Origin of the sequence: Sulfuricaulis limicola (genome assembly GCF_002355735.1) — a bacterium.
GTDB lineage: Bacteria > Pseudomonadota > Gammaproteobacteria > Acidiferrobacterales > Sulfurifustaceae > Sulfuricaulis > Sulfuricaulis limicola.
This window is the reverse complement of the sequence record NZ_AP014879.1, coordinates 2,402,103-2,420,542: the sequence shown is the minus strand read 5'-3', so window position 1 is coordinate 2,420,542 and position 18,440 is coordinate 2,402,103. Positions and strand designations below refer to the sequence as shown.

Sequence of the window (18,440 nt, the reverse complement as noted above, 5' to 3'; positions counted from 1 at the left end):
ATGGATACGAACACACTGGGCCTGATCGCCGCGGCACTGACCACCACCGCCTTTATTCCCCAGGTGGTGAAAATCTGGCGCTCCCGGCACACCAAGGATATCTCCCTGGGGATGTTCGCGATCTTCAGTATCGGTGTATTTTTATGGCTGCTGTACGGCATCCGGATCGATGCCCTGCCGGTGATCCTGTCCAACGGCATCACGCTGGTGCTGTCGCTGACCATTCTCGTTTTCAAACTCAGGTACAAATAGTCCGGATTACGCCATGCCAGAAACATTATTCCAGTCGGACCTCAAAAGCCTGCGCCTGCGCAACCGCGGCAAGGTGCGCGACATTTACGACGTCGACGACAGACACCTGCTCATTGTCACCACCGACCGGCTGTCAGCCTTCGACGTGGTGCTGCCCGATCCCGTTCCCGGCAAGGGCGCGGTGCTGACCGCGATGTCGAATTTCTGGTTCGCGCGCACGCGCGGAATCATCCCCAACCAGTTGACCGACACGCCGCTGGAGCAAATCCTCAGGGACCCGGCCGAGCGCAAACAGGTGGAGGGCCGCGCCACGCTGGTGAAGAAGCTCAAGGCGCTGCCGGTGGAGGCGGTGGTGCGCGGCTATCTCGTCGGCAGCGGCTGGAAGGAATACAAGAGCTCGGGCACGGTCTGCGGCATCCGGCTGCCGGCGGGGCTGAAAGAGGCCGACCGCCTGCCCGAGCCGATCTTCACGCCGTCCACCAAGGCGGATATCGGGCAGCACGACGAGAACATCAGTTTCGACAGGGCCGCGGAGCTTCTGGGCAAGGACATGGCGGAGAAGGTGAAAAACGCCAGCCTCACCATATATAAAGAATGCGCCGCCTACGCCCTGACGCGCGGGATCATCATTGCCGACACCAAATTCGAGTTCGGTCTGGATGAGAAAGGCACGCTGACGCTGATCGACGAGGTATTGACGCCCGACTCCTCACGTTTCTGGCCGGCGGATTCCTACAAACCCGGCGCCAACCCGCCGAGCTACGACAAGCAGTACGTGCGCGATTATCTGGAAAGCATCGGCTGGAACAAGCAGCCGCCGGCGCCCAAGCTGCCGGCGGAAGTCCTTGCGAAGACGGCGGAAAAATATCGCGAGGCGCTCACGCGGCTGACGGGCAACATGTAGGCTGGGGTGAGTGAAGCGACAAAATCGCCGGGGTGAGGCAGGGTAGTCGCGAACAGACTTAACGTCTGTTCGCGCCGCCGAACGGGTGCAACGCATTCTGTTGCACCCCGGCGCGAACTTGAGCCAGCCGTAGGCTGGCCCGCAGGGCGGAGTCCAGGGATGGACTCCGCAAGCTCAACATATGGCTGGTAGCGTTGGGGTTCGGCATACCACGCCTCACCCCAACCTACGTTTGTATGATTTTTTGCGCCACTGCCTCGGCGACTTTCATCCCGTCCACCGCCGCCGAAATGATCCCGCCGGCGAAACCCGCGCCCTCGCCGGCGGGATACAGGCCCTGCATATTCACGCTCTCGAAATTTTCATTGCGCGCGATGCGTATCGGCGCCGAGGTGCGTGTCTCGACGCCGGTGAGCACCGCATCGTGCATGGCGAAGCCCTTGAGCTGTTTCTCGAACGCCGGGATCGCCTCGCGGATGGCGGCGATGGCGTAGTCGGGCAGGGCGGTGCTGAGATCAGTCCAGGTCACGCCGGGCGTATAGGAAGGAATAACCGAACCCGGCCCGGTTGAGGCCCGGCCGGCGAGAAAATCACCCACGAGCTGGGCCGGGGCGTTGTAATTGCTGCCGCCGAGCACATACGCCTGTTGTTCCAGCTGTTGCTGCAGACCAATCCCGGCGAGCGGATGATGCGACCCGAAATCGGCAGGCGTGATGCCGACGACGATGCCGGCGTTGGCGTTGCGCTCGTTGCGCGAGTAATGGCTCATGCCGTTGGTGACCACGCGTCCTGCCTCCGAGGTGGCCGCGACGACTTGTCCGCCGGGACACATGCAGAAACTGTAAACGTCACGGCCGTTGCGGCAGTGATGCACCAGCTTGTAATCGGCCGCCCCCAGAACCGGGTTGCCCGCGTGTTTTCCCAGACGGCAGACGTCGATCAGGTGCTGCGGATGCTCGATGCGAAAGCCGATGGAAAACGGCTTGGGTTCGATATGCACGCCGCGACGGTACAGCATCTCGAAGGTGTCGCGCGCGCTGTGGCCCACAGCAAGGACCACATGATCAGCGGCAATGGTTTCGCCGCCGGCGAGCGTTACGCCGCGCACCGCGGCCGCTCTCGGCATCCTGCCTCCCGCGGCACTTGTACGTCCCTGTACATCGCCATCTTCAACCAGAATATCCGTGACGCGGCTTTCGAAGCGGATCTCGCCGCCGAGTTCGAGAATCTTCTCCCGCAGCTGCTCCACGACCTTGACCAGCCGCAGCGTCCCGATATGCGGTTTGCTGATGTAGAGGATTTCCGCGGGTGCTCCCGCATCCACGAAGTCCTTCAATAACTGCCGGATGTGATGGCCGCGGTCCTTGATGCCGGTGTGCAGCTTGCCGTCGGAGAAGGTACCGGCGCCGCCCTCCCCAAACTGTACGTTGGATTCCGGATTCAGATGGCGCTCGCGCCAGAGGCTCCATACGTCTTGCGTGCGTTCACGCACGCTCTTGCCGCGTTCGAGGATGACAGGCCGGAAGCCCATGCGTGCCAGCGCCAGCCCGGCGAATATCCCGCACGGCCCGGTGCCGATGACCACCGGCCGGGTTTTCGGATTGGCCGGTGCCCGTACCGGATAGCGGTAAGTCTCGTCCGGCGCGAGGGTGACATGATGGCCGTGCTGCAAGCGCTCGAGCAGCGCGGCTTCATCTTTGACTTCGACATCGAGGGTGTAAACCAACAGGATTTCGCCGGATTTACGCGCATCGTAGCCGCGCCGGCGTATGTGCCAGCCGAGCAACTCCGGCCCGGGTATTCCCAGCGCGCGCAGGATCGCGGCCTTGAGCTCGGTCTCGCGGTGGTTGAGGCCGAGCCTCACTTCAGTCAGACGCAGCATGGGGAATAACGGGGAAAGATCGCAGACAGTCAGGCGGAACAGGTTTGCGTTATTATGGCATAACAGTGTCGGGGTCGGATGAAAGGGAATTTTCATCCGTCGATTCCGTCTTGCCGGCAGCCAGTCACCATAATGAGGAACGAAGAATGAAAGCCCGACACCTTCATGCCATTACGGGACTTCTGCTGTTGTCCGCCTGTAGCGATTCGCCGAAGTCCGCCGCTGTCGCGCCCGAACCACCACCGTATGATGCCCGCCTGGTGACGCCGCACGGTCTCGATGCCCGCCTGGTCGCGCGTGGGGGCGATATCTTCAAGGCCAACTGTGCTGTCTGTCACGGTGCGAATGCCGAGGGCGCACCGAACTGGCAGCGCAAGGGGCCGGACGGCAAGCTGCCGCCTCCGCCGCTGGATGCCAGCGGCCATGCCTGGCATCACCCGGGCACGTGGCTGCGCGACACGATCAGGCAGGGAAGCGTGGCTCGCGGCGGCAACATGCCGTCCTGGGAGGGAAAACTCAGCGACGACGACATCGCGGCCGTGATTGCCTGGATACAGTCGCGCTGGCCGGAGGAGATCTACCGCAGCTGGCTGGCGCTGGAGGAAAAGGCGCGGATGGGGCACGCCCATTGATCCGGTGTTCCCGTCGGTCCGGATTTATTTAAAGGCCCGCGCGGATTATCATAGCCGCCACTCGGGGAGGAGTGGGTGCTGAAAGCATGAGACGATTCATGGTCATGACAGCGGTGCTGCTGTTTGTCGCTGCTTGCGGAAAAGGGGAGCCGGATAAAACCGCCAAAGAGGCGGCAACCGCCGGCCAGGCCGGGCGGACATTTACCACCGAGAGCCTTTTCAGCGGCGTGCGGCTGTTTCACGAGCATTGCGCCCAGTGCCACGGACCGGAGGCGCAAGGCCATCCGGACTGGCAGAATCCCAAGGTCGCTGCCGCGCCACCGCTCAACGGAACCGGCAACGTATGGAAGCGGGACAAACAAGGCATGATCGCCATCATCAAGAACGGCGTGATGCGCAACGGCGAGCCCGTGATGCCGGCGTGGAAGGGCCGGTTGAGCGACCGGGAAATCGAGGACATCATCGGCTGGTATCAGGCGCTGTGGCCACCCGAAGTTTACGAGCGCTGGCGCAAGGCCAATGCTTCGGAGACCGCGCCGAGCGGATGAAGACCGTAATCCGGTTCAACTTACAAGGTAACAATCATGCAAATTGCCATCTGGATCATCATTATTTTGGTCATCGCCGCGCTCATCAAGTATTTGCTGAAAGATTCGGACAAGAAGTAACCATCCCGCTTCAGTTCTTTCGCTGCGCCCCGCGTTTCTGTTTGGCCTGGTACATCTCCGTATCGGCCTGCGCCATCAGCTCTTCCAGGGTGATGGTCGATCCGCTGTCGACATGAATCATGCCGACGCTGACGGCGATCGTGTATTGGCGGTTGGCCGTGTGGTTGTGCGAATCGATTTTTGCCTGCAGACGCTTGACGATCTGCTCCCGGGGCCGGCCCGTGGTTTCGAGCGCCAGGACGGCGAACTCGTCGCCGCCCAGCCGGCAGATGATGTCTGATTCCCGGAACGTCTGGCGCAGGATCTGCGCCACATCCTGCAAGGCGAGGTCGCCCACGGAATGACCGAAGGAGTCGTTTATTTTTTTCATGCCATCCAAGTCTATATAGAATAGCGCCATCTGGCGTTTGGTGCGCCGGATAAGGGCCATTTCCATCTGGGCCAAGGTCAGAAACCCGCGCCGGTTGCGCAGCCCGGTCAGCTCGTCGGTGAGCGACAGTTCGCGTATGGTTTCCTCGGCGCGCTTGCGCTCGGTGATATCGGTATGCGTGCCGATCATGCGAACGGGTTTGCCGCTGGCGTCCCGGCTGACGATCATTCCGCGATCCAGCACCCATTTATATGTTCCGTCCTTGCACAGGACCCGGTGTTCGTTCTGGTAATGCGCCGCCTTGCCCTGCATGTGCTTTTCAATGTCGGCATGGACGCGTGCCTTGTCCTCGGGATGAACGCGCTTGTCCCACTCCTCGAGTTTTCCGGAGATTTCGTGTTCCGCATATCCCAGCATTTCCTTCCAGCGCCGGGAGAAAAACACGGCGTTGGTTTCCATGTCCCAGTCCCAGACACCATTCTGGGATCCTTCCAGCGCAAAATTCCAGCGCTGTTCGCTCTCGCGCGTCCTGCGCTCGGATTCGACGAGCCGTCGCGCCAGCGGCATGACCTGCCAGTGCAACAGCAATATGCCGAAAGTGACCAGAATGAGCAGCAGCAGTGCCACGCGCTGGATTTTCTGATGGAGAGGCCCGTACAGCTCACTGGCGTCCATTTTGAGGACCATGCCGAGCCCAAGCTGCGGGATCGGGCTGTGGGCGGCGATCACCTGTTGGCCGCGGTAATCGGAAGCGGTTATCACCCCGGTGTCGCCGTCCAAGGCGTGACTCATGGGCAGCGAAGTGCCCTGGATGCGACGCGGAACGGAAAATACCCTGGGATTCAACCGGGTTGGCAGACACAGGATGTTATCGCCGTGCGCGGCGCAGACTGCCATCTCACCGGTTTCTCCCAGCCCGCGTATGTCATGGAAAAGCAGGGTGAGCAGCGGCAGAGGGCGTTCCGCAATAACGGTGCCGCTCGGCCCGCCGGGATCGCGTATCGGTATCTGCAACCGCAGCGTCAAGCCGTTATCCCACAGCAACTCCGCATGTTGCGGCGTGTTCAGCCGCAGCCGCGTTTCGGGCTGCTGTATCAGTGTCCCGGCATGGACCAGTTCACGGCCGTGGCGGTCGTTCAATATCACCGCGCTGAAGCCGAGCGGCAGGAAGCTGCCGATGGCCTGTCGCAGGAACTTGATCGCTCCGGGATCGTTGGGCGCGGCATGCAGACGTTGCAGTTCGCGCTGGATCGCGGGGCGCGTGGCGATGGCTTCGGTGGCCAGGATGCCCTGATTGATGGTGTTGTGAAAAACATCCACGCGGTTTCGCAGCAGCAGTTCAAGTTCGTTGCGGAGCATGACTTCAATCTGGCGCTCCAGAACCACGAAGCTCGCCAGGCCGGAAACCAGGGCAATCGTGACCAGAATCACGCTGCCACTGAATACAATGCGCTTGTCCTGTCCGGCCCCGAACAGTTCCTGAAAATGCGGCTGTTGCAGCGCCTTCAGTCCCAGCCCGATGGCCAGTGCCACGGTGGCGATCGCGGTATGCAATGCCATGCGTGCATACGGGTACCAGGTAAACAGCAGTTCGAGATTGAACAGGTAGCCGACGAGTGCCGTACCGCCGATGACAGCCACGAGCAGGGTGAGTATCAGTGTCAGATGATTGGCCCAGCGGGCGCGCACCGGGAGCAGGACCAGGCTGATGCCGCCCAGGATGAGCGCCACGGCGGTATTGGGCGCCATGCGGGTCGGATGCGGGCGGTAATCGTGCAGCCATTCGGCGCTGAACAGATGATCGATGGCGAGATCCACGCCGAAGATGTCCTGTGCCAGGATCAGTGCCGACAGGGACGCGATGATGATGCCGATCGTCGTTTGCGCGCGCCGGCGCCATGTGGCGCGTTCCGGCAACAGCAGGGCCGTGCCGGCGAGCGCGAAACACAGCGCGGTATTGAACACCATGGCGGCGAAACCCGGTACGACCTGCAGCAATGGCGCAATTTTCAGCAGCCAGCCGAGTATCACCGAAATGCCGAGCAGGATCAGCGCCACTCCGATCGTGGTGATGGTGATACGTGAAACGCGGCCGGAAACGGTCGCCGGATTGCCGATCATTCTTTAATGTCTCTGGGGTTGACGCAGAATACCCATACGATTTCAGTATAGTTTCCGGTCAGGCTGACGGATCAGGACATCGCATCGCCCGGGACAGGCCTGTTTCCCGGGATAAAATCGCGGGGTCGTGGTATGTGTGTTTACGTGACCAGCCGCCGACCGATATGCTTTGAGGTTGCGTCGCTGAGACTGTATGGCGATGTCACAATGACGATCACTCTGTGAATCAGGAGGTAGCTGTGTACGGTTTCAATATACAGATGAAGGACAGTTTCGATAACACTGTCAAACGTGTCACCGAGGCGCTCAAGACCGAGGGTTTCGGCGTGCTTACCGACATCGACGTGCAGGCCACGATGAAAGCCAAGCTCGGGATAGACGGGAAACCCTATCGCATTCTCGGCGCCTGCAATCCGCCGCTGGCGCACCGCGCGATCACGGCCGACCCCGACATCGGCTTGCTGCTGCCGTGCAACGTGGTGGTGCGCGAGGAGGCCGACAAGAGCATCACCGTGGGTTTCATGGACCCGATCGCGGTCCTGAAGCTGACCGACAACCCGGCGATCACCGAGGTGGCGAAAGAAGTGCGCGGCCGGCTTGAGCGCGTCAGGGACAAATTGGTCGGGAACTGATTCGGACAGCGGAGCGAAGCGACGCTGGTCCCGAAGCGGCAGCCCCGGGATGGGGCGTGCACGAATTGTCGGCAATATCGGCCAGTTAACCCCCTGTTCCCGCACGGAAGTTTCAAGGGTGCGGTGAGAGCCTTGACCTTACCATGGTTGGAAGGTCTAAGGTTATGCCGAATCCAACCAGGAGGTGTTTATGGCAGTCCGTGAAACCCGATTCAACGTGAAAGGCATGAAGTGCGGCGGCTGCGTGGCGAAAGCCACGGAGGCAGTGTCGAAGCTGCCCGGTTACCAGGCGTGCGAGTTCGATCTCAAGAGCGCCACCGGCGTGGTCAAGGGCGATGTTGATCCGACGGCCGTGGCCAAGGCTCTGACCGAGGCGGGTTATCCCGCGCAAGTCAATGAAGGCTGACGCGGTGTTGCCCGGGAGTCCGGCCGTGGGCGCGGCCGCTCCGGATGCGACCACCACGCGCCTGTCCATCTCCGGCATGAGCTGCGCCGGCTGCGTGGCCACGGTCGAGAACGCGCTGAAAAACGTGCCGGGCGTGACCGAGGCCGCGGTCAATTTCGCCGAGCACACGGCGACGGTCCATGGCAATGTCGATGCGAAAACGCTGGTGGCCGCGGTCACGGCCTCGGGTTACGCCGCCGCCGAGCTGCGCGGCGCCGAGGACGAATCGGAGAAGGAGGCCGCGGAGCTGGCGCATTACCGCGCGCTGCTGCGCAAGTTCATCGCCGCCTTCGCCATCGGCCTGCCGCTCATGCTGGCCGAATTGCTGGGCGTGATGCCCATGCTCGACATGCCGTCGGGCCGCGTCTTCTGGCTGGCGGTCGGCGCGGCGACGCTGTGGGTGCTGGTCTATGCCGGCGGGCATTTCTTCCGCGGCGCGTGGAAATCCTTCCGCGCCCACAACGCCAACATGGACACGCTGATCGCGCTTGGTACCGGCGCGGCCTGGCTGTATTCCATGCTGGTGCTGCTGTTCCCCGATCTCGTCCCCAGTCTCGCGCGTCATGCCTATTTCGAGGCTGCGGCCATCATCATCGCGCTGATCAATCTCGGCCAGGCGCTGGAAATGCGCGCCCGTGGCAAGACCTCGGAGGCGATCAAGCGCCTGATCGGGCTGCAACCGAAGACGGCGCGCGTGATCCGCGACGGCAAGGAAATGGACATCCCGATTTCCGAGGTCGGACTGGACGAGACCATACGCGTGCGCCCGGGGGAAAAAATCCCGGTGGACGGCGTGATCATCGAGGGCCATTCGAGCGTGGACGAGTCCATGCTCACCGGCGAGCCGATGCCGGTGGAGAAGAAGACCGGCGACGAGGTCACCGGCGGCACGCTCAACAAGACCGGCAGCTTCCTGTTCCAGGCCAAACGCATTGGCGCCGACACCGCGCTGGCGCGCATCATCGAAATGGTGCGCCGCGCGCAGGCGAGCAAGCCCGCCATCGGGCGGCTGGCCGACAGGATCTCCGCCGTGTTTGTGCCGTCGGTTCTTATTATCGCGGTGATTACTTTTCTCGCCTGGTTCAACCTCGGACCCGAGCCGAAACTGTCTTACATGCTGGTCGCCACCATGACGGTGCTCATAATAGCTTGCCCCTGTGCGCTCGGGCTGGCCACGCCGATCTCGATCATGGTGGGCGTGGGCAAGGCCGCCGAGTACGGCATCCTGATCCGCAACGGCGAGGCGTTGCAGCAGGCGGGCAAGCTCACCACCGTGGTGCTCGACAAGACCGGCACTATCACCGAAGGCCGGCCGGCGGTGACCGCGCTGGTACCGGCGGCAGGCTGGGACGAAACGAAACTGCTGACCGTGGCGGCGAGCATCGAAACCGGCTCGGAGCATCCGCTGGCCGAGGCGATCGTGGCGGCGGCGAAGGAGAAACAGATCAAGGTTTCTCCGGCGAACGATTTCCAGGCGATCGCCGGACACGGCGTGTCGGCGACGGTGGACGGCAAAAAGGTCCTGTTCGGCAACGCGCGTTTGATGGCGCAACACCGGATCGAACTTGGAGATCTCGCGGCGCGCGCCGGGGAGCTCGCCGCGCGCGCGCAGACGCCGATGTTCCTTGCGATGGACGGCAAGGCCGCCGGCATCGTGGCCGTGGCCGATCCGATCAAGCCGGATTCGAAGGCGGCGATCGCGCGCCTGCATGCCAACGGGATCAAGGTGGCGATGATCACCGGCGACAACCGTGCCACCGCCGAAGCCGTGGCGCGCGAGGTGGGCGTGGACGAGGTGCTGGCCGAGGTGCTGCCGGGCGACAAGGCCGACCAGGTTGCGGCCTTGCAGCAGCGCGGCGGCATCGTCGGCATGGTCGGCGACGGCATCAACGACGCCCCGGCGCTGGCGCAGGCCGACGTCGGCTTCGCCATCGGCACCGGCACCGACATCGCCATCGAATCGGCCGACGTCGCGCTCATGCGCGGTTCGCTGCACGGCGTCGCCGACGCCATCGCGATTTCGCGTGCCACCGTGCGCAACATCAAGCAGAACCTGTTCGGCGCGTTCATCTACAACGTGCTCGGCATCCCGGTGGCCGCCGGCGTGCTCTATCCGTTCACCGGCCTGCTGCTCAACCCGATCATCGCCGGCGCCGCCATGGCCATGTCCTCGGTGACGGTGGTGAGCAACGCCAATCGCCTGAGATGGTTCAAGTCCGGGAGGGAGTCGTCATGAATATCTGGCTGATCAATCTGGCGGGTATCGTCGTCATGGCGGCGATCGTCTGGTGGTTCTGGCTGTCACGGCCGCAGGCGCGGCGCGCGGTCGGCGCCGGCCCGATCGAGATCGTTGTCGACGGTGGCGTCTACACGCCCGCGCGTGTCGAGGTGCCGGCGGGGAAGCCGGTGACGTTGCGGTTCCTGCGCAAGGATGCCAACCCCTGCGCGGAGAAAGCCGTGTTCGACAGCCTCGGCGTGAGCGCTGATCTGCCACTGGGCAAACCGCTGGACGTGACCGTGACGCCGCCGCAACCGGGCGAATACGAATTCACCTGCCAGATGCGCATGTATCGCGGGACATTGGTGGCAAAGTAACGTGCTGCCGGGTATCGTATGAATGCCATCACGGCAAGGGAGGCAGGGAATGAAACTGGCCAATACGGTTGCGATGTGCCTTGCATCGCTCCTGCTGGCGCCGCGTGCGGCGCCAGCAGCCAATGAATGGTCGCTGCAATTCGGCGTCGAGGATTTTCGCTGGCGCGAATTCGATGGCGGCACCCGTCTGCTCGAGGAAAGCGGTGCACGCTACAGTCTTGGCATCGGCCTTGAGTCCCCCGTGTCTCCCGACGCGCTCACGGTGTTCGGGGCCGAGGGCAAGCTTTACTTCGGCACGGTGGATTACGATGGCCAGGCGTGCAACATCCTTACCGGTATTTGTGTTCCTTCGGCAAGCGAAACGGACTATAACGGCCTCATGGGAGAAGCCTGGATCGCCCGGCGTCACCCGAGAGCAGGAGGCGGGGCGTTCGAGGTGTTTGGCGCGATGGGGATCGATGCCTGGACGCGCGAAATCAGATCCACAGCCACCGCGAGCGGTGGCTCGGAGGATTGGTCTGTGCTCTACGGCCGTGCCGGCGCCGGATGGCGCACGGGCAGCTACGCGCTGCGGGCGGGTCTCAAGCTCCCCCTGGCCGTCAAAGAGACGACCGACTTTGGCGTCGATCTCGAGCCGAAGGGGAGGGCCTCGTTATTTTTCGATTTCACTGGCAACGTGCATGAGAGCGCGCGACAGAGCTGGGCGATCAGCGCGTTTTACGACAGTTACCGCTTCGCCGAGTCGGACCATGTGATCATATCGACCAACATCGGTCTGGTCGAGATATGGCAACCGGAAAGCCACCAGGATGTCCTGGGTCTCAGGCTGACAGGGCGCTGGCGCTAGCACGGCGATGAATTCCGGCGGGCAGTGAACGACGCATAAAAAACGGGGCCATCGCGGCCCCGTTTTTTGCTACTCATGAAAGGCTCATGAACGTTTGGCGCGATGCACCTGACGGCGATCCTGCCGCAGCTCGCGCTTGTCACGATGCAACTCGCGTTTGTCCTGACGCAGCTCCCGGTGATCACCGCGCAGCTCGGCATTGTCCTGCCGCAGCTCGCGCCGTTCCTCGCGCGCGCCTTGCTGGTCGCCCTCGCGGACTTCCCGGCGCAGCTCGCGCCGGTCCTGGTTGCGTTCGCGGACGTCCTGGCGGATTTCGCGCTTGTCATCGCGGATTTCCCGGCGATCCTGCACGATTTCCTTTTTGTCGGCCCGGATTTCTCCGGGAGCCACGGGGTCGGCGGCGTGAGCGACGGGAATGGCGCTGAGCGCGAGCAAGGCACCCACGGCGACAAATTTCAGTTTCAGCATGATATTGATCTCCCTCGATTCAGGTTGGTTGAAGGTAACGTGAAGAAGGCAGAAGCCTGGAAGTCCGGCGTCCAGCCCCCGCCTTTGTCCCTGATTTAACGTTTACGCCGGAAAGGCGTTGACACGTCATTTTCCTGCTGAAGTCAGGATTCCGGCGTTTCCGGGTACGAGGGTTTGGGGCCGAACCGGAGTCAGAAGAGGCGGATGTTGCTCAACCAGTAGGCGCCGCCGGTGGCGGTGACGATGGTGATCAGTCCCAAAATCAGGTTGATGCCAATGAGCCGGCGTATGACGGCCAGGTGCTTGCCGGCCGCCGGCAAATCGCCGGCGGCGATCGCACGATGCATGCCCCGGTAGGGCGCGAAAAAAACGTGCAGATAAATGCCGATCATGACGAGGCCGAAAAGCTGCATGACGTGCACGTGCAGACCGACGTTTTGCATGCCCTCGAAGCTTTCGAAGATCATCCAGTAGCCGCTGGCCGGCAGCAGCATGACAGCGGCCCAGACCCAGGGGAAAAACCGCGCGAAGGTCTGCGACCACAAGGGCAGGCGCAGTGGCGGCTCCAGCAGGCGCGCCGCCACCGGGCGCAGCGCCATCCAGGCAAAAAACATCCCGCCTACCCATACTACCGCGGAAAGGATGTGAAGCGTGATGGCAACCGGCATGGGTCCTGAGTCGCAAATCGTGAACCGTGAGTCGCGCATCGTAGCAGATCGCATCAGGCGACTCACGATTTGCGATTCACGTCCGGCGCACCCGATTTGATATCATTCACGCATGCCCGCGCTCGAAAATCTCGGTCTGGAGGATTTGCGCACCCTTGCGGTGAAGACCTTCCGCCAGGGCGGCGGTTCGCGCCCGGATGTCCTGCTGGTCAGATCGGGCAATGAAGCGGCGGTGCTGAAGGATTACGGCAGGGCCGATCCCTGGTTCCGGCGCCTGGTGGGCCCATTGTCGGCGCGGCGCGAGGCGCGCGCCCTCGAACAGCTGCGCGGCGTGCGTGGCGTTCCGCGCCTGTTGTGCCGGGTGGGAAGCGATGCGCTGTTGCTCGAATATGTTCCCGGCGCCAGCGCACGCGAAGTGCCGCCCGGCGGGCTGACGCCGCAATTCTTCGAGCGGTTCTACCGGCTGGTGGAGCGCCTGCATGAAGCCGGCGTGGCGCACTGCGATCTGCGCAGCACGGGCAACATCCTGATCGGTGCCGATGGCGAACCGCACGCGGTGGATTTCGCCGCGCATTTTCGCCGCGGCCGTTCCTGGAACCCGGTGAGCCGGTGGATGTACGCGAAATTCTGCGAGGCCGATCGCGTCGCGGTGGCACGCCTCAAGAAAACGCACGCGCCGGAACTGCTCAATGAGGCAGAAATGCAGGCGCTCGCCCGCGACCGCAAGACCTGGCTTGAGCGGGGCGCGCGCCTGATCGGCAAAAGCGTGCGCAATCTCAGCCGCTGGCTGTTGACCAAAAAGGCTTAATCGGTTTTTCCCGATTCCGGGATTGCATCGCCGGGTCCGGTCCGGGTCTCCCATGCCGTATCCGGCTGGCAGCAGAACCTGCCCCGGCAGCACCCGGATTTTTTTATGAGGGTGTAAATTCATTTGGGATTGTGGGGGTTTCGGCAAAGGATAAGATCGTTCAATCGACCCCGTTGGCGATGCCCCGAGACAGCGAAAAAGCCGCGCATTGGGCATGTCACGGCTGAAAACTTCAGCCGCTTCAGGTAAAGTGCGCGCCTTCTCAGGAGATATTAAGGTCCACATCATGCGTGATTACAAAATTGCTCCATCCATTCTGTCGGCAGATTTCGCCCGCCTGGGCGAGGAAGTCACGAGCGTGCTGGCTTCCGGCGCCGACATCGTTCACTTCGACGTGATGGACAATCATTATGTGCCCAACCTGACGATCGGCCCGCTGGTGTGCGAGGCGTTGCGCAAGCACGGCGTGAAGGCCGACATCGATGTGCACCTGATGGTCAAGCCGGTGGATCGCATCATCCCGGACTTCGCCAAGGCCGGCGCGACCTATATTACTTTCCATCCCGAAGGCACGGAGCACATCGACCGCAGCCTGCAACTGGTGCGTGATTCGGGCTGCAAGTCAGGCCTGGTGTTCAACCCCGCCACGCCGCTGGATCATCTGAAGTACGTGATGGACAAGGTCGACATGATCCTGCTCATGTCGGTGAACCCGGGTTTCGGGGGCCAGAGCTTCATCCGCTCCTCGCTCGACAAGCTGCGCGAAGCCAGAAAGATGATCGACGCCAGCGGGCGCCCGATCCGTCTCGAGATCGACGGCGGTGTGAAGGTGGACAACATCCGCGAGATCGCCGAGGCCGGCGCCGACACGTTTGTCGCCGGTTCCGCCATTTTCAGCGCCGGCAAGGCCGGCGATCCGAACCGTTACAACTCGGTCGTGAAGGCGATGCGCGACGAGTTGGCCAAGGCCAAAGTGTGATGCCGACGACGGCCCGCAAGATAGCGAGTTTTCCACTGGCCGTGAAGATGGTCATGATTGATCTCGACGGCACCCTGATCGATACGGTGCCGGACCTGGCCGCGGCGGCGAACCGCATGCTCGCCGATCTCGACCGTCCCGCCTGGGGCATCGAGCATTATCGTGCCTGGATCGGTAACGGCGTGCCACGCTTCGTGAAGCGCGCCCTCACCGGCGAGATGCAGGCCGAGCCTGATGCAGCGCTCAACGAACGCGGGCTCGCCCTGTTTCGCCAACATTACGGCGAGGCCGTGTCCAACCTGAGCCGTCCTTACCCCGGCGTGGTCGAGGCCCTCGAGCAGCTGACCGACCAGGGCTATGCGCTGGCCTGCATTACCAACAAGGCCGAGGTTTTCACGCTGCCGCTGCTGAAAAATTTGGAGCTCCACAAGTACTTCAAGCTGGTGCTCTCCGGCGACAGCCTGCCGAAACAGAAGCCCGATCCCCTGCCGTTGCAGCATGCCTGCCGGCATTTCGGGATCGATGCCGCGCACGGGGTATTGGTCGGGGATTCGAGCAATGACGTGCACGCCGCGCGTGCCGCCGGGATGCCTGTCATTTGCGTGACTTATGGCTATAATCACGGACACGATATCCGTCAGTCGCTGCCCGATGCCGTGGTGGATTCGCTGATGGAAATACCGCAATACCTGAAGCTGTATGCTTGATCGACACCCATGAGACACGGAACACGTAAATGGTCGGATCTGCGCTGGTGGCGGCCCTGGGCCGCTGCTCGTGTTGCCGTCTGACCGTTTAACTGGTGATCTCATGGTGATTCATGTCGTTAAGCAAAAAAGAATTCGATAACTACGCCGCCCAGGGTTTCAACCGCATCCCCCTGATGCGCGAGGTCCTCGCCGACCTCGACACCCCGCTCAGCATTTACCTCAAGCTCGCGCGCGGGCCGTATTCGTATCTGTTCGAATCGGTTCAGGGCGGCGAGAAATGGGGCCGTTACTCCATCATCGGACTTCCCGCGCGCACCTTGTTGCGCGTATCCGGCAACGAGGTGACCGTCGAAAAAGACGGCAAGACCATCCAGCGCGAGACCGTCACCGACCCGCTCGAAACCGTGCGCCGGTTCCGGGCGCAATATACCGTTCCCGAAATCCATGGGCTGCCGCGCTTCACCGGCGGACTCGTCGGTTACTTCGGCTACGAAACCATTCGTTATGTGGAACCGCGCCTGGGTCGGATGGCCAAGCCCGACGCCATCGGCGCGCCGGACATCCTGCTCATGGTTTCGGATGAAGTGGTGGTGTTCGACAATCTGCAAGGGCGGCTGTATGTCGTGATCCATGTGAATCCGGCCATGGCCGATGCCTACGCCAAGGCCAACACGCGTCTGGACGAGCTGGTGGCCGGGTTGAGCCAGTCCATTCCCCGGGCCATGGCGCCGGATAATAACAAGGCCGTGGCGGAAGCCGATTTCATTTCGGGTTTCACGCAGCAGGGATTCGAGAAGGCCGTCGAACGTTCGCTCGAATACATCCGTGCCGGCGACATCATGCAGGTGGTGTTGTCGCAGCGCCTGGCGATTCCCTTTTCCGCCGCGCCGCTCGACCTCTACCGCGCGTTGCGCACGCTCAATCCCTCGCCGTACATGTATTTCATGGATCTGAAAAATTTCCATATCGTCGGTTCCTCGCCGGAGATCCTGGTGCGCCTGGAAGACGGGCTGGTCACCGTGCGCCCGATCGCCGGCACGCGCCCACGCGGCGCGACGGAGGCCGAAGATCAGGCGCTGGAAAAGGAACTGCTGGCCGATCCCAAGGAACGCGCCGAACACATCATGCTGGTGGACCTGGGACGCAACGACGTCGGGCGGGTGGCCAGGGTGGGGAGCGTGCAGGTCTCGGACCAGATGGTCATCGAGCGTTACTCGCACGTCATGCATATCGTTTCCAACGTCACGGCCGAACTGAAGCCTGGCCTGGACGCCATCGACGTGTTGCGCGCCACTTTTCCGGCCGGCACCGTGAGCGGCGCGCCCAAGGTGCGCGCCATGGAAATCATCGAGGAGCTGGAGCCCACGCGCCGCGGGGTTTATTCCGGCGCGGTCGGCTACATCGGCTGGAACGGCAACATGGACACCGCCATCGCCATCCGCACCGCGGTGATCCGGGACAAAAAGCTGTACATCCAGGCCGGCGCCGGCATCGTCGCCGACTCCGTGCCGCGCAACGAATGGAACGAGACCATGAACAAGGCGCGCGCCATCTTCCGCGCCGTGGCCATGGCGTCAGCCGGCCTCAACGGCCGGCAAGGAGCTTAGTCATGCTGCTGATGATCGATAACTACGATTCTTTCACCTATAACCTGGTGCAGTATCTGGGCGAGCTGGGCGAGGACGTGCGGGTGCACCGTAATGACCAGATCACGGTGCCGGAGATCGAGAAGCTGAAACCGGATCACATCGTCATCTCGCCCGGGCCGTGCACGCCGAACGAAGCCGGTGTGTCGGTGGAAACGATACAGAAACTGGGCGGCCGGTTTCCGATTCTGGGCGTGTGCCTCGGACACCAGAGCATCGGCCAGGCCTACGGCGGCAGGATCGTGCGCGCGAAACAATTGATGCACGGCAAGACCTCGATGATCCACCACGAGGACGTGGGCGTGTTCACGGGCCTGCCCAATCCGTTCGAGGCAACGCGTTACCATTCGCTCGTCATCGAGCGCGCGAGCCTGCCGGATGTCCTGGAGATCACCGCCTGGACCGACGACGGCGAGATCATGGGCGTGCGGCACAAGACCCTGCCGGTTGAGGGCGTGCAGTTCCATCCGGAGTCTATCCTCACGCAGCACGGTCATGAACTGCTGGCGAATTTCCTGAAGAGCCACCGGCGCGCGGCCTGAGCCGGTTGCGATGCACGACCCGGCGCACCATTCCCATCGCCATTTCGGACTGCGGCTGACCTTCACCGTGGCGCTGTTCGCCATGCTGGCGCCGTTCAGCATCGATACCTATCTGCCGTCGTTTCCGGATATTGCGCAGGAGTTTTCTGCCTCGCCGGTAGCCATGCAGCAAACGCTGAGTCTGTATCTGCTGGCGTTTGCCGTGATGATGCTGGTGTACGGCCCGATCTCGGACGCCTTCGGGCGCAAGAACGTGGTACTGGTGTCGGTGGTGGTTTATGTCGCTACCTCCGTCGGATGCGCGCTGGCCACCAACATTCATTGGTTGCTGCTGATGCGCATCGGCCAGGGCTTGTCTGCCAGCGGCGCGCTGGTGGTCGGCCGCGCCATCATCCGCGATGCCTTTGCCGGGCCCGCGGCGCAGCGCGTCATGTCGCAGGTCATGCTGATTTTCGCCGTCGCTCCCGCAGTCGCCCCCATTATCGGCGGCTGGCTGCACGACGCCTTCGGCTGGCGCTCGGTGTTCTGGTTTCTGGTGTTGCTGGGTCTGGTCGTCTGGTTGTGGGCGGCACTGTTTCTGCCCGAGACTTTGCCGCCGGTGGGAAGACAGTCGGGACATCCGCGCGCCATCGCCGCGGCCTATTGGCGGGCGCTGGCCACCGGCCGCTTCATGGTATTGATCGCCGTGATCGCGCTCAATTTTGGCGGTTTTTTTCTGTACATCGCCGGTGCACCGGACGTGATGTACCGCCACCTGCATTACGGCGCGGATGATTTCGGGCGCCTGTTCGTGCCGCTGGTGGCCGGTTTGATGCTGGGGGCCTTTATTTCCGGCAGGGTGGCCGGACGTTTCTCGCACGTCCAGGCGGTCGGCGCGGGTTTCGGGCTGATGCTCGCCGCCGCCGGTGTGAATCTGGGCCTGGCGGCGTGGCTGGCGCACACGGCCTACACCATCATCGTCCCGGTCATGCTGTATGCCACCGGCATGTCGCTGGCCATGCCCAACCTGAGTCTGCTGGCGCTCGATGTGTTCCCTTCGCACCGGGGTCTGGCGTCGGCGCTCCAGGGCTTCAGCCAGGCGGGTTTCAACGCCCTGGTGGCCGGCCTGCTGGCGCCGCTGCTGTCGCACCGCGTGGAATTTCTGGCGGGCGGCATGCTGGCGCTCAACCTGGCGGGCGTCGGGATGTGGTTTTACTGGCGGCAACGGTTCAACGCCCATGAGCCGGCAACCGCTTTGTCTTGACCGTCATCGCGGTTCGGCGACAGAATCG

19 protein-coding genes are annotated in these 18,440 nt (G+C 62.7%); 15 read left to right on the top strand and 4 right to left on the bottom strand.

The window, feature by feature from the left end; translation table 11 throughout:
• Together SCL_RS11715 and SCL_RS11710 are read left to right on the top strand one after the other, a co-directional pair.
• Positions 1 to 252, top strand: coding sequence for a SemiSWEET transporter (locus SCL_RS11715; RefSeq protein ID WP_096361370.1), 252 nt, complete (start codon positions 1 to 3; stop codon positions 250 to 252).
• Between the two features lie 13 nt (positions 253 to 265).
• On the top strand, positions 266 to 1,156 hold the full coding sequence (locus SCL_RS11710) for a phosphoribosylaminoimidazolesuccinocarboxamide synthase (RefSeq protein ID WP_096361369.1): 891 nt from the start codon (positions 266 to 268) through the stop codon (positions 1,154 to 1,156).
• A 226-nt stretch (positions 1,157 to 1,382) separates the two neighbouring features.
• Here the strand turns inward: SCL_RS11710 and SCL_RS11705 are convergent, their stop codons facing one another.
• Positions 1,383 to 3,038 carry an NAD(P)/FAD-dependent oxidoreductase gene (locus SCL_RS11705; protein ID WP_096361368.1) on the bottom strand — a complete coding sequence of 552 codons (1,656 nt, stop codon included), beginning with the start codon at positions 3,036 to 3,038 and terminating at the stop codon, positions 1,383 to 1,385.
• A gap of 146 nt (positions 3,039 to 3,184) precedes the next feature.
• Between SCL_RS11705 and SCL_RS11700 the strand changes: the two genes are divergently transcribed.
• Both SCL_RS11700 and SCL_RS11695 read left to right on the top strand, forming a co-directional pair.
• Positions 3,185 to 3,670 carry a c-type cytochrome gene (locus SCL_RS11700; protein WP_096361367.1) on the top strand — a complete coding sequence of 162 codons (486 nt, stop codon included), beginning with the start codon at positions 3,185 to 3,187 and terminating at the stop codon, positions 3,668 to 3,670.
• An 86-nt stretch (positions 3,671 to 3,756) separates the two neighbouring features.
• Positions 3,757 to 4,218 (top strand): c-type cytochrome, encoded by a 462-nt coding sequence (locus SCL_RS11695; RefSeq protein ID WP_096361366.1) that lies wholly within the window; start codon positions 3,757 to 3,759, stop codon positions 4,216 to 4,218.
• 130 nt (positions 4,219 to 4,348) lie between these two features.
• On the opposite strand, the gene SCL_RS11690 is transcribed toward SCL_RS11695, so the two are convergent.
• Complete coding sequence (locus tag SCL_RS11690) at positions 4,349 to 6,829, bottom strand: sensor domain-containing diguanylate cyclase (protein WP_096361365.1); 2,481 nt, start codon at positions 6,827 to 6,829, stop codon at positions 4,349 to 4,351.
• A gap of 239 nt (positions 6,830 to 7,068) precedes the next feature.
• Here SCL_RS11690 and SCL_RS11685 point away from each other — a divergent pair, with 239 nt between their 5' ends.
• From SCL_RS11685 to SCL_RS11665, 5 genes are all read left to right on the top strand, one after another.
• Complete coding sequence (locus SCL_RS11685; RefSeq protein WP_197702620.1) at positions 7,069 to 7,461, top strand: DUF302 domain-containing protein; 393 nt, start codon at positions 7,069 to 7,071, stop codon at positions 7,459 to 7,461.
• 190 nt (positions 7,462 to 7,651) lie between these two features.
• Positions 7,652 to 7,867, top strand: a complete 216-nt coding sequence (locus tag SCL_RS11680; protein ID WP_096361364.1) for a heavy-metal-associated domain-containing protein — start codon at positions 7,652 to 7,654, stop codon at positions 7,865 to 7,867.
• Entirely contained in the window at positions 7,857 to 10,142 is a 2,286-nt protein-coding gene (locus SCL_RS11675; RefSeq protein ID WP_172426039.1) for a heavy metal translocating P-type ATPase, read from the top strand. The genes SCL_RS11680 and SCL_RS11675 overlap by 11 nt, the downstream gene beginning before the upstream one ends.
• On the top strand, positions 10,139 to 10,501 hold the full coding sequence (locus tag SCL_RS11670) for a cupredoxin domain-containing protein (protein WP_172426038.1): 363 nt from the start codon (positions 10,139 to 10,141) through the stop codon (positions 10,499 to 10,501). The genes SCL_RS11675 and SCL_RS11670 overlap by 4 nt, the downstream gene beginning before the upstream one ends.
• 49 nt (positions 10,502 to 10,550) lie before the next feature.
• Positions 10,551 to 11,348 carry a hypothetical protein gene (locus SCL_RS11665; protein WP_096361363.1) on the top strand — a complete coding sequence of 266 codons (798 nt, stop codon included), beginning with the start codon at positions 10,551 to 10,553 and terminating at the stop codon, positions 11,346 to 11,348.
• Between the two features lie 84 nt (positions 11,349 to 11,432).
• Here SCL_RS11665 and SCL_RS11660 read toward each other — a convergent pair whose 3' ends face one another.
• Positions 11,433 to 11,816 carry a hypothetical protein gene (locus SCL_RS11660; RefSeq protein WP_096361362.1) on the bottom strand — a complete coding sequence of 128 codons (384 nt, stop codon included), beginning with the start codon at positions 11,814 to 11,816 and terminating at the stop codon, positions 11,433 to 11,435.
• A 191-nt stretch (positions 11,817 to 12,007) separates the two neighbouring features.
• Entirely contained in the window at positions 12,008 to 12,484 is a 477-nt protein-coding gene (locus SCL_RS11655) for a CopD family protein (protein ID WP_096361361.1), read from the bottom strand.
• A gap of 112 nt (positions 12,485 to 12,596) precedes the next feature.
• Here SCL_RS11655 and SCL_RS11650 point away from each other — a divergent pair, with 112 nt between their 5' ends.
• The 6 genes from SCL_RS11650 (at position 12,597) to SCL_RS11625 (ending at position 18,412) form a co-directional block, all read left to right on the top strand.
• Positions 12,597 to 13,292, top strand: coding sequence for a protein kinase family protein (locus SCL_RS11650; RefSeq protein WP_096361360.1), 696 nt, complete (start codon positions 12,597 to 12,599; stop codon positions 13,290 to 13,292).
• Between the two features lie 286 nt (positions 13,293 to 13,578).
• Complete coding sequence (gene rpe / locus SCL_RS11645; RefSeq protein WP_096361359.1) at positions 13,579 to 14,271, top strand: ribulose-phosphate 3-epimerase; 693 nt, start codon at positions 13,579 to 13,581, stop codon at positions 14,269 to 14,271.
• Positions 14,271 to 14,978, top strand: a complete 708-nt coding sequence (locus SCL_RS11640) for a phosphoglycolate phosphatase (protein WP_172426037.1) — start codon at positions 14,271 to 14,273, stop codon at positions 14,976 to 14,978. Before rpe ends, SCL_RS11640 begins: the two co-directional genes overlap by 1 nt.
• Positions 14,979 to 15,091: 113 nt before the next feature.
• A complete protein-coding gene (gene trpE / locus SCL_RS11635) occupies positions 15,092 to 16,588 on the top strand; it encodes an anthranilate synthase component I (RefSeq protein ID WP_096361358.1) in 1,497 nt (498 codons plus the stop codon).
• 2 nt (positions 16,589 to 16,590) lie between these two features.
• Entirely contained in the window at positions 16,591 to 17,169 is a 579-nt protein-coding gene (locus SCL_RS11630; protein ID WP_096361357.1) for an anthranilate synthase component II, read from the top strand.
• A 10-nt stretch (positions 17,170 to 17,179) separates the two neighbouring features.
• Positions 17,180 to 18,412 (top strand): multidrug effflux MFS transporter, encoded by a 1,233-nt coding sequence (locus SCL_RS11625; protein WP_096361356.1) that lies wholly within the window; start codon positions 17,180 to 17,182, stop codon positions 18,410 to 18,412.
• Positions 18,413 to 18,440 lie beyond the last annotated feature (28 nt).

Bases quoted from the DNA above. Each gene is read 5' to 3' on its own strand.
- SCL_RS11715 (WP_096361370.1), top strand. From the start codon at position 1: ATGGATACGAACACACTGGGCCTGATCGCCGCGGCACTGACCACCACC.
- SCL_RS11710 (WP_096361369.1), top strand. From the start codon at position 266: ATGCCAGAAACATTATTCCAGTCGGACCTCAAAAGCCTGCGCCTGCGC.
- SCL_RS11705 (WP_096361368.1), bottom strand. From the start codon at position 3,038: ATGCTGCGTCTGACTGAAGTGAGGCTCGGCCTCAACCACCGCGAGACC.
- SCL_RS11700 (WP_096361367.1), top strand. From the start codon at position 3,185: ATGAAAGCCCGACACCTTCATGCCATTACGGGACTTCTGCTGTTGTCC.
- SCL_RS11695 (WP_096361366.1), top strand. From the start codon at position 3,757: ATGAGACGATTCATGGTCATGACAGCGGTGCTGCTGTTTGTCGCTGCT.
- SCL_RS11690 (WP_096361365.1), bottom strand. From the start codon at position 6,829: ATGATCGGCAATCCGGCGACCGTTTCCGGCCGCGTTTCACGTATCACC.
- SCL_RS11680 (WP_096361364.1), top strand. From the start codon at position 7,652: ATGGCAGTCCGTGAAACCCGATTCAACGTGAAAGGCATGAAGTGCGGC.
- SCL_RS11675 (WP_172426039.1), top strand. From the start codon at position 7,857: ATGAAGGCTGACGCGGTGTTGCCCGGGAGTCCGGCCGTGGGCGCGGCC.
- SCL_RS11670 (WP_172426038.1), top strand. From the start codon at position 10,139: ATGAATATCTGGCTGATCAATCTGGCGGGTATCGTCGTCATGGCGGCG.
- SCL_RS11665 (WP_096361363.1), top strand. From the start codon at position 10,551: ATGAAACTGGCCAATACGGTTGCGATGTGCCTTGCATCGCTCCTGCTG.
- SCL_RS11660 (WP_096361362.1), bottom strand. From the start codon at position 11,816: ATGCTGAAACTGAAATTTGTCGCCGTGGGTGCCTTGCTCGCGCTCAGC.
- SCL_RS11655 (WP_096361361.1), bottom strand. From the start codon at position 12,484: ATGCCGGTTGCCATCACGCTTCACATCCTTTCCGCGGTAGTATGGGTA.
- SCL_RS11650 (WP_096361360.1), top strand. From the start codon at position 12,597: ATGCCCGCGCTCGAAAATCTCGGTCTGGAGGATTTGCGCACCCTTGCG.
- rpe (WP_096361359.1), top strand. From the start codon at position 13,579: ATGCGTGATTACAAAATTGCTCCATCCATTCTGTCGGCAGATTTCGCC.
- SCL_RS11640 (WP_172426037.1), top strand. From the start codon at position 14,271: ATGCCGACGACGGCCCGCAAGATAGCGAGTTTTCCACTGGCCGTGAAG.
- trpE (WP_096361358.1), top strand. From the start codon at position 15,092: ATGTCGTTAAGCAAAAAAGAATTCGATAACTACGCCGCCCAGGGTTTC.
- SCL_RS11630 (WP_096361357.1), top strand. From the start codon at position 16,591: ATGCTGCTGATGATCGATAACTACGATTCTTTCACCTATAACCTGGTG.
- SCL_RS11625 (WP_096361356.1), top strand. From the start codon at position 17,180: ATGCACGACCCGGCGCACCATTCCCATCGCCATTTCGGACTGCGGCTG.